At 50.3% G+C, this 16,725-nt stretch carries 9 protein-coding genes; 8 read left to right on the top strand and 1 reads right to left on the bottom strand.

Annotation, left to right across the window (positions count from 1 at the left end):
• Positions 1-185: 185 nt before the first annotated feature.
• From rpoB to SYN6312_RS06015, 3 genes are all read left to right on the top strand, one after another.
• Positions 186-3,500 carry a DNA-directed RNA polymerase subunit beta gene (rpoB, locus tag SYN6312_RS06025; protein WP_015123972.1) on the top strand — a complete coding sequence of 1,105 codons (3,315 nt, stop codon included), beginning with the start codon at positions 186-188 and terminating at the stop codon, positions 3,498-3,500.
• A gap of 92 nt (positions 3,501-3,592) precedes the next feature.
• The gene (locus SYN6312_RS06020) at positions 3,593-5,458 is read left to right on the top strand and encodes a DNA-directed RNA polymerase subunit gamma (protein WP_015123971.1); all 1,866 of its coding nucleotides are present in this window, start codon (positions 3,593-3,595) and stop codon (positions 5,456-5,458) included.
• 25 nt (positions 5,459-5,483) lie between these two features.
• A complete protein-coding gene (locus SYN6312_RS06015) occupies positions 5,484-9,515 on the top strand; it encodes a DNA-directed RNA polymerase subunit beta'' (protein ID WP_015123970.1) in 4,032 nt (1,343 codons plus the stop codon).
• A gap of 124 nt (positions 9,516-9,639) precedes the next feature.
• Here the strand turns inward: SYN6312_RS06015 and SYN6312_RS18780 are convergent, their stop codons facing one another.
• Positions 9,640-11,364 (bottom strand): serine/threonine-protein kinase, encoded by a 1,725-nt coding sequence (locus tag SYN6312_RS18780; protein WP_015123969.1) that lies wholly within the window; start codon positions 11,362-11,364, stop codon positions 9,640-9,642.
• 296 nt (positions 11,365-11,660) lie between these two features.
• Here SYN6312_RS18780 and rpsL point away from each other — a divergent pair, with 296 nt between their 5' ends.
• From rpsL to rpsJ, 5 genes are all read left to right on the top strand, one after another.
• Positions 11,661-12,065: a 30S ribosomal protein S12 gene (gene rpsL, locus SYN6312_RS06005; RefSeq protein WP_015123967.1), complete on the top strand. Its 405-nt coding sequence runs from the start codon at positions 11,661-11,663 to the stop codon at positions 12,063-12,065.
• Between the two features lie 43 nt (positions 12,066-12,108).
• Positions 12,109-12,579, top strand: a complete 471-nt coding sequence (gene rpsG / locus SYN6312_RS06000) for a 30S ribosomal protein S7 (protein ID WP_015123966.1) — start codon at positions 12,109-12,111, stop codon at positions 12,577-12,579.
• Between the two features lie 100 nt (positions 12,580-12,679).
• Complete coding sequence (fusA, locus tag SYN6312_RS05995) at positions 12,680-14,755, top strand: elongation factor G (protein ID WP_015123965.1); 2,076 nt, start codon at positions 12,680-12,682, stop codon at positions 14,753-14,755.
• A gap of 18 nt (positions 14,756-14,773) precedes the next feature.
• On the top strand, positions 14,774-16,003 hold the full coding sequence (gene tuf, locus SYN6312_RS05990) for an elongation factor Tu (protein WP_015123964.1): 1,230 nt from the start codon (positions 14,774-14,776) through the stop codon (positions 16,001-16,003).
• Between the two features lie 91 nt (positions 16,004-16,094).
• Positions 16,095-16,412 (top strand): 30S ribosomal protein S10, encoded by a 318-nt coding sequence (gene rpsJ / locus SYN6312_RS05985; protein WP_015123963.1) that lies wholly within the window; start codon positions 16,095-16,097, stop codon positions 16,410-16,412.
• The last annotated feature ends 313 nt before the right edge of the window (positions 16,413-16,725 follow it).

The following is a 16,725-nucleotide window of genomic DNA, read 5'->3' as shown; positions in this document are numbered from 1 at the left end:
ACAATTATTTACGATCTGTGCCTGGCCTGGCAATTCGGAAAGGTTTTGCCTAAATCTGCTAAAATGCGATACCCTAGACAAGGTGCAATCCAATCCCTGCTTTATAGGATAATGATTGACCTGTGGATCCTGATTAGAGTACAATGCAAGATCCGCAACATAGCGTGCCCCTCTAGAGGATATTCATGGCTAGTAATCAAATTTACACGCCACCCGCTTTTACTCTTCCAGACCTTGTCGAGATTCAGCGGGCCAGTTTTCGTTGGTTTTTAGAAGAAGGATTGATTGAAGAATTAGCCAGCTTTTCACCTATTACTGACTATACCGGCAAAATTGAGCTCCATTTCCTCGCCCAGAATTACAAGCTAAAGCAGCCGAAATACTCGGTAGATGAAGCCAAGCGGCGGGATGCCACCTATTCAATGCAAATGTATGTTCCGACTCGGCTGATTAACAAGGAAAACGGCAACATCATTGATCAGGATGTCTTTATTGGCGATCTGCCTTTGATGACCGACCGGGGGACTTTCATTATCAACGGGGCGGAACGGGTTATTGTTAACCAAATTGTCCGTAGTCCTGGGGTCTATTACAAATCGGAAACCGATAAAAATGGTCGCCGCAGTTACAATGCCAGCTTGATTCCCAATCGCGGGGCCTGGTTGAAGTTTGAGACCGACAAAAATGATTTGATTTGGGTTCGGATTGATAAGACTCGGAAACTCTCAGCCCACGTTCTTCTCAAGGCCTTGGGACTCAGTGATGGCGAGATTATGGAGCGGATGCGCCACCCTGAGTACTATCAAAAAACTATTGAGAAAGAAGGCAAGTTTACTGAAGAAGATGCTCTTTTAGAATTGTACCGGAAGCTACGGCCGGGTGAGCCTCCCACGGTTTCGGGTGGGCAGCAACTTTTAGAATCTCGGTTCTTTGATCCCAAACGCTATGACCTGGGGCGGGTAGGACGTTACAAACTCAATAAAAAGCTGCAACTGACGATTCCCGATACCACCCGTGTTTTAACCCCAGAAGATATTCTCGCTGCCATTGACTACCTCATCAACTTGGAATTTGATCTGGGTAGTGTGGATGACATTGACCATTTGGGGAATCGTCGGGTACGGTCTGTGGGTGAATTGCTACAGAACCAAGTCCGGGTAGGTCTCAATCGCCTTGAGCGGATTATTCGGGAACGGATGACCGTTTCAGATACGGACAACCTCAGTCCAGCTTCCTTAGTGAACCCCAAACCCTTAGTTGCGGCGATTAAGGAATTTTTCGGCTCAAGCCAGTTATCCCAATTCATGGATCAAACGAATCCCTTGGCAGAACTGACCCATAAACGCCGCTTAAGTGCCTTAGGGCCTGGGGGTTTGACTCGGGAACGGGCTGGGTTTGCTGTCCGGGATATTCACCCCAGCCACTATGGACGAATTTGTCCCATTGAAACCCCAGAGGGGCCCAATGCCGGGTTGATTGGTTCCTTGGCAACTCATGCCCGCGTTAATGAGTATGGCTTTATTGAAACGCCTTTTTATCCAGTCAAAGATGGTAAAGTTCTCAAAGAACAGGCCCCGCTTTACATGACCGCCGATGAAGAAGATGATAAGCGGGTTGCACCGGGTGATATTCCCACGGATGAACAGGGCTATATTCTCGGTGAAGTTGTTCCCGTCCGTTATCGGCAAGATTTCACGACTACAACCCCGGATCAGGTGGATTTCGTGGCGGTGTCGCCGGTTCAGATTATTTCTGTGGCGACTTCGTTAATTCCATTCCTGGAACACGATGATGCGAACCGGGCCCTGATGGGTTCAAACATGCAACGCCAGGCCGTGCCACTGTTACGCTCGACCCGACCACTCGTGGGAACTGGACTTGAATCCCAGGCCGCCCGCGATTCTGGGATGGTTATCCTTAGTCGGACTGACGGGGAAGTGACCTATGTGGCCGCCAACTTGATTAAAGTTCGCTCTCCCCAAGGCCAGGAAATTAGCTACTATTTGCAAAAATACCATCGTTCCAACCAAGATACCTGTCTGAATCAACGCCCACTGGTGTTTGCTGGTGATCAGGTGAAGGCCGGGCAGGTGATTGCCGATGGTTCAGCGACTGAAGGGGGTGAACTGGCCCTTGGACAAAATATCATGGTCGCCTATATGCCCTGGGAAGGCTATAACTATGAAGATGCAATTTTAATTAGCGAGCGGTTGGTCCAAGAGGATATCTACACCTCCATTCACGTCGAGAAGTACGAAATTGAAGCCCGCCAAACCAAGCTCGGGCCGGAAGAAATTACCCGAGAAGTTCCCAACGTCTCTGAGGATTCTTTACGACAACTCAACGAGACCGGCATTATCCGTGTGGGGGCTTACGTCGAGTCCGGTGATATTCTGGTTGGGAAAGTTACCCCGAAAGGGGAGTCTGATCAGCCACCGGAAGAAAAACTTTTGCGAGCCATCTTTGGGGAAAAAGCCCGTGATGTGCGGGATAACTCCTTACGAGTTCCTAACGGTGAGCGGGGTCGGGTCGTGGATGTGCGGGTCTTTACCCGTGAACAAGGGGATGAGTTACCACCGGGGGCCAATATGGTCGTGCGGGTTTATGTGGCTCAAAAACGGAAAATCCAAGTCGGCGATAAAATGGCCGGGCGGCATGGGAATAAGGGAATTATTTCCCGGATTCTCCCGGCTGAGGATATGCCCTTTTTACCCGATGGCACGCCCGTTGACATTGTCCTCAATCCTCTGGGTGTCCCCTCCCGGATGAATGTTGGCCAGGTCTACGAATGTCTTTTGGGCTGGGCTGGCCAAAATCTGGGGATGCGCTTCAAGATTACGCCTTTTGATGAAATGCATGGCCTGGAGAAGTCTCGAGAAACAGTCCACGAAAAACTGCGCCAGGCCCGGGAAGCAACGGGTCATGATTGGGTCTTTGATCCCGAAAACCCCGGTAAGCTCCAAGTCTTTGACGGCCGCACGGGGGAACCTTTTGACCGACCAATTACGGTTGGAATGGCCTATATGCTGAAACTGGTTCACTTGGTGGATGACAAGATTCATGCTCGCTCTACCGGCCCCTACTCTTTGGTGACTCAGCAGCCTCTAGGCGGAAAAGCCCAGCAGGGTGGTCAGCGGTTTGGAGAAATGGAAGTCTGGGCCTTAGAAGCTTATGGGGCCGCCTATATTCTCCAAGAACTGCTTACCGTTAAATCTGACGATATGCAGGGGCGGAATGAGGCTCTCAATGCCATTGTTAAGGGGCAATCTATCCCCAGGCCTGGGACACCGGAATCCTTCAAGGTGCTAATGCGAGAACTGCAATCCCTCTGTTTGGATATTTCCGTCAAGAAAGTGGCGACTGCTGGAGATGATGACTTTACCACTGTCAAAGTTGATCCTGAAGTCGACCTCATGGCTGATGTGATGCAACGTCGGGCCCCAGCACGGCCAACTTATGAGTCCTTGAATGCCGAAGATTTAGATGAAAGCGAGGTCTAATATCTTTTCTGGCTAGCCATCCGACTCAACACATTCCATTTTGATTTCTGAAGATTCACTTGATTACTCGCAACCAAGAGGTTTTTGACCCTATGCCTAGGCTGGAACAACGGTTTGACTATGTAAAAGTTGCCCTTGCCTCCCCGGATCGGATTACCAAATGGGGACAACGGACTTTACCCAATGGCCAGGTGGTCGGGGAAGTCACCAAGCCCGAAACCATTAACTACCGAACTCTCAAGCCAGAAATGGATGGTTTGTTCTGTGAGCGAATTTTTGGTCCAGCCAAAGATTGGGAATGTCACTGTGGCAAATATAAACGGGTTCGCCATCGGGGTATTGTCTGTGAACGGTGCGGCGTAGAAGTGACCGAATCGCGGGTGCGGCGGCATCGGATGGGCTATATCAAGTTGGCGGCCCCAGTCACCCATGTTTGGTATCTCAAAGGGATTCCAAGCTACATGGCGATTCTGTTGGATATTCCACTGCGGGATGTTGAACAAATTGTTTACTTCAACTCCTATGTGGTTCTCAACCCAGGTAATCACGATGGCCTAAGCTACAAGCAACTTCTCACAGAAGAGCAGTGGCAAGAAATCGAGGAGCAAATTTACAGTGAAGATTCCCAACTCGTTGACATTGAAGTCGGGATTGGGGCTGAGGCGATTCAACGGCTACTTCAAGACTTGGATTTGCCCACCGAAGCGGAACAACTCCGGGAAGAAATTGCAGCATCCAAGGGGCAAAAGCGAGCTAAGTTGATCAAGCGCTTACGGGTGATTGATAACTTCATTGCCACAGGCAGTCGGCCGGATTGGATGGTTTTGGAAGTGATTCCTGTTATTCCTCCAGACCTACGCCCAATGGTGCAACTAGATGGCGGCCGGTTTGCGACCTCTGACTTAAACGATCTCTATCGGCGAGTCATCAACCGCAATAACCGTTTGGCCCGCTTACAGGAAATCCTTGCGCCTGAGATTATCGTCCGCAATGAAAAACGGATGCTCCAGGAAGCTGTTGATGCCCTTGTGGATAACGGCCGTCGTGGTCGCACAGTTGTCGGTGCTAATAATCGGCCCTTAAAGTCTCTTTCGGACATTATCGAAGGGAAACAAGGCCGATTCCGGCAAAACCTTCTGGGTAAACGGGTGGACTATTCGGGTCGTTCCGTGATTGTGGTTGGCCCCAAGCTAAAAATGCACCAATGCGGCTTACCGCGGGAAATGGCGATTGAGTTATTCCAACCCTTCGTGATTCACCGTCTGATTCGCCAAGGGATTGTCAATAATATCAAAGCAGCCAAACGCCTGATCCTGCGGAATGATCCGGTTATTTGGGACGTGCTGGAAGATGTGATTGATGGGCATCCCGTTATGCTCAACCGGGCTCCAACCTTACACCGTTTAGGCATCCAGGCCTTTGAGCCGATCCTCGTCGAAGGGCGGGCGATTCAACTACATCCTCTGGTGTGTCCAGCCTTTAATGCTGACTTTGATGGGGACCAAATGGCAGTACACGTGCCCCTCTCCATCGAAGCCCAGGCCGAGGCCCGGTTGTTGATGTTGGCTTCTAATAACATTCTTTCTCCAGCTACAGGTAAACCCATCGTTACTCCCAGCCAAGATATGGTTTTGGGTTGCTATTACCTCACGGCCGAAAATCCGAAACTGGTGGCGGAAGATCGCTACTTTGCTAACTTTAATGACGTGGTCATGGCCTACCAGGAGCAGCAACTCGATCTCCATGCCTATGTCTGGGTTCGCTTTGACGGGCCGGTGGAGGATGGTGATCGCTCCCAACCAGAAATTGTGACGCAATCCGATGGCACAACCCTAGAAACCTATCAGCTGCGGAAACGCCGTTTAGATGCCGCCGGAAATCTAATTACCCAATATATTCGGACAACCCCCGGCCGAATTATTTACAACCAAACCATTCAAGAAAGCCTTGCCAGCTAAATCCGCGATTACTTGGAGATGTTGCATGACCAGCCCGACTGCCCAAACCAAACCTGTTTTCTTCAACAAAATCATTGATAAAAAAGGCCTCCGCAATCTGATTTCCTGGGCCTTTAGCCACTGTGGCACCGCCCGGACAGCCGAAATGGCTGACAAAATCAAAGACCTGGGCTTTCGCTATGCGACCCGAGCCGGGGTTTCCATCAGTGTGGATGATTTGTTAGTTCCGCCCAAAAAACAGGAACTTCTCCAATCTGCTGAGAAGGAAATTAAATCTGCCCAAGAGCGTTACTCCCGGGGTGAAATTACGGAGGTCGAGCGATTCCAAAAGGTAATTGACACCTGGAATACCACCAACGAGGAACTCAAGAACGAAGTCGTCAAACACTTCCAAGAAACTGATGTTCTGAATTCCGTTTACATGATGGCCTTCTCTGGGGCGAGGGGGAATTTATCCCAGGTACGGCAGTTGGTGGGAATGCGGGGTTTGATGGCCAATCCCCAAGGGGAAATTATTGACTTACCGATTAAGACCAACTTCCGAGAAGGACTGACGGTTACGGAATATATCATTTCCTCCTATGGAGCACGCAAGGGGCTGGTCGATACAGCTTTACGGACAGCCGACTCTGGCTACCTAACCCGGCGATTAGTGGATGTTTCCCAGGATGTGATTATTCGAGAAGAGGACTGTGGCACGCAGCGCGGTTTACCCCTACGCAGTATGACCGTTGGGGACAAAGTTCTCAAGCTCGAAGATCGACTCTTGGGCCGGATGCCCTTAGTAGATGTGATTGATCCGCGTACCCAGGCCGTGATAGTCGAGAAAAATCAACCCGTCTCAGCTGAAATCGCCCAACAAATTGCAGCCGCTGGCGTGGAAGAAGTGGTAGTTCGCTCCCCCTTAACCTGTGATGCCGCCCGTTCCGTCTGTCAGAAGTGCTATGGCTGGAGCTTGGCCCATGCTCAACTGGTGGATATGGGGGAAGCCGTTGGAATTATTGCGGCCCAGTCCATTGGTGAACCGGGAACCCAGCTAACAATGCGGACATTCCACACAGGCGGGGTGTTTACCGGAGAAGTTGCTCGTCAAGAGCGCGCCCCCTTTGTCGGCACAGTTAAATATAAAGCGGGTTTGCGGGCCCGGCCGTTTCGGACACGCCACGGAGATGATGCCTTTTTGGTTGAAACCAACGGTACATTACTGCTGACCGGAGACAAGACCCAGCAGGAATATGAAGTCATCCAAGGCTCAATTCTGTTGGCCAAAGATGGAGCAAAAGTTAAAGTTGGTCAACTTTTAGCAGAAGTCGCTCAGGCCGGTCGTACTACCCGTAAATCAACGGAAAAGGTCACGAAGGATGTCGCCTCCGATCTAGCGGGTCAGGTGAAATTCGTTAACTTGGAACCTGAAGAAAAACGAGATCGCCAAGGCATCATGACCCGGGTTGCTCCCAAGGGGGGATTAATTTGGGTACTGTCTGGGGAGGTCTATAACTTACCGCCAGGGGCAATTCCCGATGTCAACAACGGTGATCGCATTGAGGCGGATTCGGTCTTAGCGGAAACCCGGATTGTTACCGAGCATGGCGGGGTCGTGCGTTTACCCGAACAAACAGAAGGCAAAGGGGGGCGGGAAGTTGAAATCATTACCGCTTCTGTACTACTTGACAAAGCCCAAGTGATCAAAGAAACCTATCAGGGGCGCGAGCATTATGTCCTGGAAACCCAGGCCGGTCAAAAGTTTTCCATCACCGCTGCCCCTGGAACTAAGGTGATCAACAGCCAAGTGGTGGCCGAACTGATTGATGATCACTACCGGACACAAACCGGAGGCATCCTCAAGTATGCGGGCGTAGAGGTTTCTAAAAAAGGCAAGGCTAAACAGGGCTTTGAAGTCATCCAAGGCGGCACATTGCTCTGGATTCCGGAAGAAACCCATGAGGTTAATAAAGATATTTCCCTCCTTCTAGTGGAAGACGGCCAGTTTGTCGAAGCCGGGACTGAGGTTGTTAAAGATATCTTCTGTCAAAGTAGCGGCGTTGTCGAAGTTGTCCAGAAAAATGACATTCTCCGGGAAATTATCATCAAACCCGGTGATCTCCATCTTATTGACGACCCAGAAGTGGCGCGGACCCAAAGCGGCAGTCTGACTCAGCCTGGCCAAGAAGTCATGCCTGGTCTGGAGGTCACAGAATTGCGCTATCAAGAGTTTCTGGAAGATGGCCCAGACGGCCCGGCCCTCTTGTTGCGGCCAGTGGTTGAATATGCCGTTCCAGATGAGCCTTCGATTCCTAGCCAAGAGTCCAGTGATGCCTCTGGGCAATTGATTCGCTTGCGGGCTGTGCAACGGTTACCATTCAAACATGATGAACGGGTACGGTCAGTGGAGGGGGTAGATTTACTCCGAACTCAATTAATCTTGGAAATTGGCACAGAGGCCCCACAACTGGCTGCGGATATTGAAGTGGTCAACGACCAGAGTGATTCCGACATTCAACGGCTACAATTAGTCATTTTGGAATCTCTGGTGATTCGCCGGGATATGGCCGCCGATCAGACCCAAGGAAGTACCCACACCAGCATCCTTGTTCAGGACGGTGAAGAAATCAAACCGGGTGCCGTTGTAGCCCGGACTGAAATCAGGGCTAAGCAAGGGGGCGAGGTTCAGGGTATTCTCCGCAGTGGTGAATTAGTCCGCCGCATCCTAGTTATCACAGAAGCCGATCGTCTGGCAATTCCCATCAAAGGGGAACCAACCGTGGCCGTGGGTGATTTGCTCCGGGCTGGGGAAGACGTGGCTATCGGAGTAATCGCCCCTGAAACGGGGGAAGTGATTGCGGTTAAGGGGGGGGAAGTAATCCTGCGCATCGCCCGTCCCTACCTGGTTTCCCCTGGTGCAGTCCTGCAAATTGATGATGGGGATTTGGTGCAACGGGGGGACAACTTAGCTCTGTTAGTGTTTGAGCGGGCCAAAACCGGAGACATCATCCAAGGGCTCCCCCGGATTGAAGAACTTTTAGAAGGGCGGCATCCCAAGGAAAAATGTGCCTTAGCCATCCGGCCGGGAATTTGCCGGGTCATTTACAACGATGATGACAGTGTCGAAATCAAAGTGGATGAAGGGGATGGCACAATTCAAGATTACCCAGTCATGCCAGGTCAGAGTGCGATTGTTGCTGATGGTCAGACCGTTGATGTGGGTGATCCCCTCACAGACGGCCCCAGTGACCCCCATGACATCTTGAGTATTTACTTTGAGTACTACAAGGGTCCCCAAGGTCATGAGCAGTTAAAAGCAGATCTCAATAAGCTAGATGATCAAGAAATTACGCTTTTAGATGCGGCCCAAGCGGCCCTGCAAAGGGTACAAACCTTTTTAGTCAATGAAGTTCAGTCGGTCTACTTAACCCAAGGGATTGAGATTTCCGACAAACACATTGAGGTGGTCGTGCGCCAAATGACTTCTAAGGTCAGGATTGACGATGGGGGGGATACGGTTTCCTTACCCGGTGAAATGATGGATTTACGCCAGGCCGAGGAATCTAATATTCCCATGTCTGTCACTGGCGGCGCACCGGCCCAATACACCCCCATCCTTTTGGGGATTACTAAAGCCTCCCTCAATACCGATAGCTTTATCTCCGCTGCTAGTTTCCAAGAAACCACTCGCGTTCTCACGGAAGCGGCAATTGAAGGGAAATCTGATTGGCTGCGGGGCTTGAAGGAAAACGTGATTATTGGGCGGTTGATTCCAGCCGGAACCGGGTTCAACATCTACGAGGATACTTTTGGTGTCGATCTGGATCGGGACTATGAGGACGATGTCAATCGCTTAGTAGAAGAGCGGAAAAATCGCCCCTATACCCTGGCCAGTTCTGATGAAGATGAACTGGAAACTCTCCTCCCGGAACCGCCCACCTATCCTCTTTTAGATGATGCCAACCTGTTGATTGATGATCAATTGGCTGGTCGTCTTTTACCCTCTGATAGCGCAGAATCTGATGACGATGAGTACGAAGAGGATGGAGATGAGGACGACTACGAAGATGACTAAGGATTAGCCTGACCCAGCCATAGCCCTGATTGGGAGGTTAGGAAATGCTCGGTTGCCTAGCTTTCGTCTCTGCTTTTTGTTAATTTTGTCAACCCTGCTCATTGATGAGAGGCCCTAGCAATTTCTAAAAGATTAAATCCAGGCCCATGGCACTAAACTCGACCCACTCCAGCTTGCCCTTTTCTCCATCCCAACTAGCTAACCACAAGCCCCTATCCCCACCCAGGGCTATTCCTGTCAGTTCGTCTTTGACCGCAATTCCTCCCAACAACTCCCCAGTTTCCGAAAGACCGACAACTCGCTCCTGATCCGCTACGGCATAGCCCCAGGGGGTTGCGGTTATCCACCGGGGAGAGAAGCTTAAGGTCAGCCGTTGAACTTGCCAAGGTTTGAGCCGCAGCAGAATTAGAGCCTGGGGTTGGTCAGGGGTTAAAGCCAAAAATTGCCAAGGATCTCTGCGGGACTGGGTTACCTGCCTGATCCGAAAGGGTAATCCAGTCATCAGAAGGGCTTGTCCACGGCGATTAAAGAGATGGAGTTGGGTTTGTTGCCCCTTACTAACGCCCACCACAGCCAGGCCATAGCGAGCGTTCACCGAAATTAAATGTTGTAAACGACTCAACTCAGGATTCAGTAATGCACAGGTATAAACTGTCCCTCTGGGCCAATGCATGATCTCTAGGGGCTGAGATAAGTCCGCTGGGGCCTGGACAAGCCATTTTCCCTGGGCTTCAATCCCCAAGACATAATTCTCATGATGTTCAGGATGTCCCAGTGGAATCAAAGCGGAAGCTGATTGCTCTCCCAGATAAAGATGACCTACAGCATCCCGGTAATAGTAGTTAACCTGGCTGGCGTAGAGTTTCTTCGCCGGGGCCTGGATCGCCATGCTGCTTCTGGGACTGCCATCAACTGAGAACTGGAAAATCTGGTGGTCACAAATTCCATAGGCGGCCTCTTCCACAGCAATTAGCTCTGTTAAAGGGTGATCAAGAGGATAAGTAGTCCGGGATTGCCAGGCCTGGAACCAAGTGGCTGATTTTGGAAACAAGGGATAAAATTGCTTTCCCTCAGCCAACAAAACATCATGGGCTAACTTCACGGCCCGAGACATTTCAGCGGCAGTTTGATAGCGTTTTTGAGGCAATTTACTTAAGGCTTTACGCAGAAGAGTTTGGACTAGAAATGGCAGGCCTGGGGAAATTTCTGGGGATTGGCTTAAATGGGCACTCATCAACTCTACCGGAGTCCCTCGAAAGGGTCGCTCCCCAGTCATCATCTCAAACAACAAAATTCCGACAGCATACAAATCAGAGGTGGGTGAATATTTTCCATAAAACCGCTCCGGAGCCATATAGGCCGGAGAACCCGTATGCCCAGCACTTTCCACCTCCGCCTCAATCCGGGCTACCCCCAAATCCGAAATCTGGGCCCGCCAGGCCTGGCGCGTTAACCGTAGTAAGATGTTCTCTGGCTTAATATCACAGTGGATAATTCCCTGTCCATGAATATATTGCAATCCAGCCAAAACCTCCGCCGTTAACTCCAACGCCAATAACAGAGGTAAATGCCGCTCTTGCTCCAATAATCCCCGCAGGGTTCCCCCTTCCCCATAGTCCATGACCAAACAACGCCGCCCCTGCCAATAATCCAAGGTATGACAGCGCACCACTTGGGGATGATTAAAGCCCAGCAAAAACCGGAGTTCTCGCAAAAAATTCCGGGTCGGAAACCGTTGTGGATGCAATGCCTTCAATGCCACCAGGCCCCGCTGCAATGGACTATAGGCTAAATACACCTGACCATACTGCCCCTGCCCCACCAGGCCCAATGGACGATACTGGGACATTAAAAGTCACTAAAGCTGCCGTAAAAAACCATACAAACGCAATAAACCCCTAAGATAGGGGGCAATGGTTAATAAAATATTAGTCTCAAACAAATTTTCTACCACATTAATTTTAGACTTTTCTCCCCAATCTCCGCCCAAAACTTTGAAAATCATCACAGCCCATTGTCAGGACTTGATCGCCAGCTTTAACCCCAACTGCCCAAGAAATTCTGCCAATAGTTTGACACCGCCCCCCCAAACTCGCTACACTAAGAGGTCGGTGAAATATTTGCATCACGGAATTATCATACCCAATGCCCACTATTCAGCAGTTAATCCGCCAAGAGCGTGAACTTCTAAAAAAGAAAACTAAGTCCCCAGCCCTAAAAAGCTGCCCCCAACGGCGCGGCGTTTGCACCCGTGTTTATACCACTACCCCCAAAAAGCCCAACTCGGCCCTGCGGAAAGTAGCTCGGGTACGCTTAACTTCTGGGTTTGAAGTCACTGCCTACATTCCGGGTATTGGTCACAACCTCCAAGAACATTCCGTTGTGATGATTCGAGGTGGCCGGGTCAAAGACTTACCAGGGGTTCGCTACCACATTATCCGGGGTACGCTTGATACCGCCGGAGTTAAAGACCGCAAGCAAGGTCGTTCCAAATATGGAGCCAAACAACCTAAGCCCGGAGCCGCCACTCCCACAAAAGGTAAGAAATAATTTTTAGTACGTTTATTGCAGTGCAACTAGAGTTTTAACCACTATGTCCCGTCGTACCCGCGCCACCAAACGTCCCACGGCCCCCGATCCGGTCTATAACAGCCGCCTAATCAGTATGCTGATTCAACGCATTATGCTGAGTGGCAAAAAGTCTATCGCCGGCCGGATTGTCTATGATGCCATGAAAACCGTTGAGGAACGGACTGGACAAGAGGCCCTGCAAATCTTTGAAAAAGCCATCAAGAATGCGACCCCCTTGGTTGAAGTCAAAGCCCGCCGAGTGGGTGGAGCCACCTATCAAGTCCCGATGGAAGTCCGCCAAGATCGGGGAACAGCCCTAGCCCTACGCTGGTTAGTTCAATTTTCCCGGAAACGCTCTGGCCGCTCTATGGTCAATAAGTTAGCCAATGAAGTTATGGATGCCGCCAACGAAACCGGAAGCACGATTCGGAAACGGGAAGAAACCCACAAAATGGCTGAGGCCAACAAAGCCTTTGCCCATTATCGTTATTGATTTATTCCTGTTTTGAGTAATCATCCAGGCCAATTGGATACAATTAAATTGATTACGTTAACTTTTTTTAACCACGATTGAGCAACTTAAGGAGGTAGCTGTGGCCCGGACTGTCCCGCTAGAGCGCATCAGAAATATTGGCATCGCCGCTCACATTGATGCGGGTAAAACCACCACAACCGAACGCATTCTCTTCTACTCTGGAGTGGTGCATAAAATCGGTGAAGTCCATGATGGTAATGCCACCACCGACTGGATGGCCCAGGAACGGGAACGGGGAATCACCATCACTGCAGCCGCCATTAGTACCTCCTGGAAAAATTATCAAATCAACATCATCGATACCCCAGGCCACGTGGACTTTACCATCGAAGTCGAACGCTCGATGCGAGTTTTAGATGGCGTGATTGCCGTCTTTTGCTCTGTGGGTGGGGTGCAACCACAGTCGGAAACTGTCTGGCGGCAAGCGGATCGCTATAAAGTCCCCCGGATTGTGTTCGTCAACAAAATGGATCGAACGGGTGCCAACTTTTATAAGGTTTATGGCCAAATTACAGATCGCCTCCGGGCCAATGCCGTGCCGATTCAACTGCCCATTGGGGCCGAAGACCAGTTCCAAGGGGTTGTGGATTTAGTCCATCAAAAGGCCTACATCTACAAAGACGATCTCGGTAAAGAAATTCTTGAAACCGAGATTCCGGCAGACATGGTCGACAAAGCCGAAGAGTTTCGCACTAAATTGGTTGAGGCCGTAGCTGAGACTGATGATGTCTTGATGGAAAAATATCTCGAAGGCGAGGAACTGACCGAAGCCGAAATTAAAGCTGGTCTGCGTCAAGGTACCATTGCGGGCACAATTGTCCCCTTGATTTGTGGCTCAGCTTTCAAAAATAAAGGGGTGCAGTTGCTTCTGGATGCGGTGGTTGACTATCTCCCTTCCCCCCTTGAGGTTCCTGCTATTCAAGGCACACTGCCTAACGGCTCCATTGTGGAACGTCACGCCGATGACACCGAGCCTTTAGCTGCTCTAGCCTTCAAAATCATGGCGGATCCCTTTGGGCGACTCACCTTTGTCCGGGTCTATTCCGGGGTGCTGAAAAAAGGCAGTTATGTCCTGAATGCGACCAAAGGCAAAAAAGAACGAATTTCCCGCTTGATTGTCCTTAAAGCCGATGACCGGATTGAAGTGGATGAATTACGGGCTGGGGACTTGGGGGCAACCTTGGGTCTGAAAGACACCTTTACGGGGGATACCCTCTGTGAAGATAATGCCCCCATCATTCTCGAGTCCTTGTTTATTCCTGAGCCAGTAATTTCTGTAGCGGTAGAACCCAAAACCAAGCAGGATATGGAAAAGCTTTCCAAAGCTCTGCAATCCCTGGCTGAAGAAGACCCGACCTTCCGGGTGAGCGTAGATTCGGAAACTAACCAAACCGTGATTGCGGGGATGGGTGAACTTCACCTGGAAATTCTGGTGGATCGGATGCTCCGAGAGTTTAAGGTGGAAGCCAATATCGGTCAGCCCCAAGTCGCCTACCGGGAAACGGTTCGCAAACCTGTCCGTACTGAAGGTAAATTTATTCGTCAAAGCGGCGGTAAAGGCCAGTATGGTCATGTTGTCATTGAGTTAACCCCCGGTGAACCCGGTAGTGGCTTTGAATTTGTCTCCAAAATTGTCGGGGGTACAGTTCCCAAAGAATATGTTGGCCCGGCCGAACAGGGCATGAAAGAAGCCTGCGAATCTGGGATTTTGGCGGGTTATCCTGTGATTGACCTGAAGGTTACGCTGGTGGATGGCTCTTACCACGATGTCGACTCTTCAGAAATGGCTTTCAAAATTGCTGGGTCAATGGCGATTAAAGACGCAGTGATGAAATCTAATCCGGTATTGCTGGAACCGATGATGAAAGTTGAAGTTGAAGTTCCAGAAGATTTCCTGGGAACCGTGATGGGGGACTTGATTTCTCGTCGGGGTCAAATTGAGGGGCAAGTCGCTGAAGGTGGCCTGGCCAAGGTTACAGCTAAAGTCCCTCTGGAGCGGATGTTTGGTTATGCCACGGATATTCGCTCGAATACTCAGGGACGGGGTATTTTCTCAATGGAATTTAGCCATTACGAGGAAGTCCCCCGCAACGTGGCTGAGGCCATCATCGCCAAAAACAAAGGGAACGCTTAGTTACACAAGAGGAATTAAATGGCACGCGCTAAATTTGAACGGACTAAACCCCACGTCAACATCGGTACGATTGGCCACGTTGACCACGGTAAAACCACGCTGACTGCGGCAATCACCATGACTTTGGCCGCGCTGGGCCAAGCCTCAGCCAAAAAATATGATGAAATTGATGCAGCTCCTGAGGAAAAAGCCCGTGGGATCACGATCAACACGGCCCACGTGGAATACGAAACTGAAAACCGCCACTATGCTCATGTGGACTGCCCAGGCCACGCTGACTATGTGAAAAACATGATTACCGGGGCGGCGCAGATGGACGGTGCAATTCTGGTGGTTGCGGCCACCGATGGTGCCATGCCCCAGACTAAAGAGCATATTCTTTTGGCCCGGCAGGTGGGTGTACCCAGCATTGTCGTCTTCTTGAACAAAGTGGATCAAGTGGATGACGAAGAACTCTTGGAATTGGTGGAGTTGGAACTGCGGGAGTTGCTGACCGAATATGATTTCCCTGGCGATGATTTACCGATCATCAAAGGTTCTGGTTTGAAAGCTTTAGAAGCGATGACCGCCAGCCCGAAAACCGCCCGGGGCGAGAACGAATTTGTCGATAAAATCTATGAACTGATGGATGCTGTTGACAGCTTTATCCCCACGCCGACCCGTGATATCGACAAGCCCTTCTTGATGGCGGTGGAAGATGTGTTCTCGATTACTGGTCGGGGTACCGTGGCCACCGGTCGGATTGAGCGGGGTAAGGTCAAGGTTAACGACACTGTGGAATTGGTCGGGATTCGGGATACCCGCAGCACTACCGTGACCGGGATTGAGATGTTCAAGAAGAGCTTGGATGAAGGGATGGCGGGTGATAACGCGGGTCTCTTGCTTCGGGGTCTGAAAAAAGAAGATATCCAACGGGGGATGGTGATTGCCAAACCCGGTTCGATTACTCCCCATACCGAATTTGAAGGGGAAGTTTATGTTCTGACTGAAAAAGAAGGCGGCCGGAAAACTCCCTTCTTCGCAGGCTATCGGCCTCAGTTCTATGTGCGGACAACGGATGTTACCGGAACCATTACTTCTTTTACCAGTGATGAAGGTGAAAATGTCGAAATGGTCATGCCCGGCGACCGGATTAAGGTCAATGTGGAGTTGATCAACCCCATCGCCATTGAACAGGGGATGCGCTTTGCCATTCGGGAGGGCGGCCGAACCATTGGCGCGGGTGTTGTATCCAAAATCGTCAAATAGTTAAGTGAACTTTGGCCGTCAGTTCTCTGCTTTGGGGCCTGGCGGCTTTAGTTTTGGTTGCTTTTGAACCTTGAAAATTTAAGGAGTTTACATGGCTACGTTACAGCAGCAAAAGATTCGCATTCGTTTGAAGGCCTTTGATCATCGTTTACTCGATACATCCTGCGACCGGATTGTGGACACAGCCAAGCGGACAGGTGCTTCAGCAGTCGGGCCAATTCCGCTTCCAACTCGCCGGAAGATATATTGCGTTCTGCGGTCCCCCCACGTTGATAAAGATTCCCGTGAGCATTTTGAAACCCGTACCCATCGCCGGATTATTGATATTTATCAGCCGTCTCCGAAAACCATTGATGCGCTGATGAAATTGGATTTGCCTTCTGGAGTAGATATTGAAGTGAAATTGTAAGGATATATCGGGGCCTGGAAGTGCTAGACCTATGAGTGAGTTTTCCTAGAATCCCAAAAATTGCTAGCAGGGCTCATTTTAGTCTCTCTACCCAGGCTATTTGGGATTGGAAAAAATCCAGATATTTCCCAGGCCTGTCTTTGTGAATTAAAAAACGATCTTCGTTGACATTCTGGCCGGGTAATCTTGGTAGAGCGTTACTGATTTAAGGCTAGATAGGGATCACTCAGGCAATGCTTGATGGGCATCCTTTTAAGATTTAGACTCTCTCAGAGCAATCTGCGTAATCCTAGATTAAATTTTCGGCCCTAGT

Origin of the sequence: Synechococcus sp. PCC 6312 (genome assembly GCF_000316685.1) — a bacterium.
Lineage (GTDB): Bacteria > Cyanobacteriota > Cyanobacteriia > Thermosynechococcales > Thermosynechococcaceae > Pseudocalidococcus.
The sequence above is the reverse complement of the archived record's forward strand: the minus strand, read 5'-3'. Positions and strand labels throughout refer to the sequence as shown.

Coding starts and splice junctions, on each gene's coding strand:
- rpsJ (WP_015123963.1), top strand. CDS start 16,095: ATGGCTACGTTACAGCAGCAAAAGATTCGCATTCGTTTGAAGGCCTTT.
- tuf (WP_015123964.1), top strand. CDS start 14,774: ATGGCACGCGCTAAATTTGAACGGACTAAACCCCACGTCAACATCGGT.
- SYN6312_RS06015 (WP_015123970.1), top strand. CDS start 5,484: ATGACCAGCCCGACTGCCCAAACCAAACCTGTTTTCTTCAACAAAATC.
- rpsG (WP_015123966.1), top strand. CDS start 12,109: ATGTCCCGTCGTACCCGCGCCACCAAACGTCCCACGGCCCCCGATCCG.
- SYN6312_RS06020 (WP_015123971.1), top strand. CDS start 3,593: ATGCCTAGGCTGGAACAACGGTTTGACTATGTAAAAGTTGCCCTTGCC.
- SYN6312_RS18780 (WP_015123969.1), bottom strand. CDS start 11,364: ATGTCCCAGTATCGTCCATTGGGCCTGGTGGGGCAGGGGCAGTATGGT.
- rpsL (WP_015123967.1), top strand. CDS start 11,661: ATGCCCACTATTCAGCAGTTAATCCGCCAAGAGCGTGAACTTCTAAAA.
- rpoB (WP_015123972.1), top strand. CDS start 186: ATGGCTAGTAATCAAATTTACACGCCACCCGCTTTTACTCTTCCAGAC.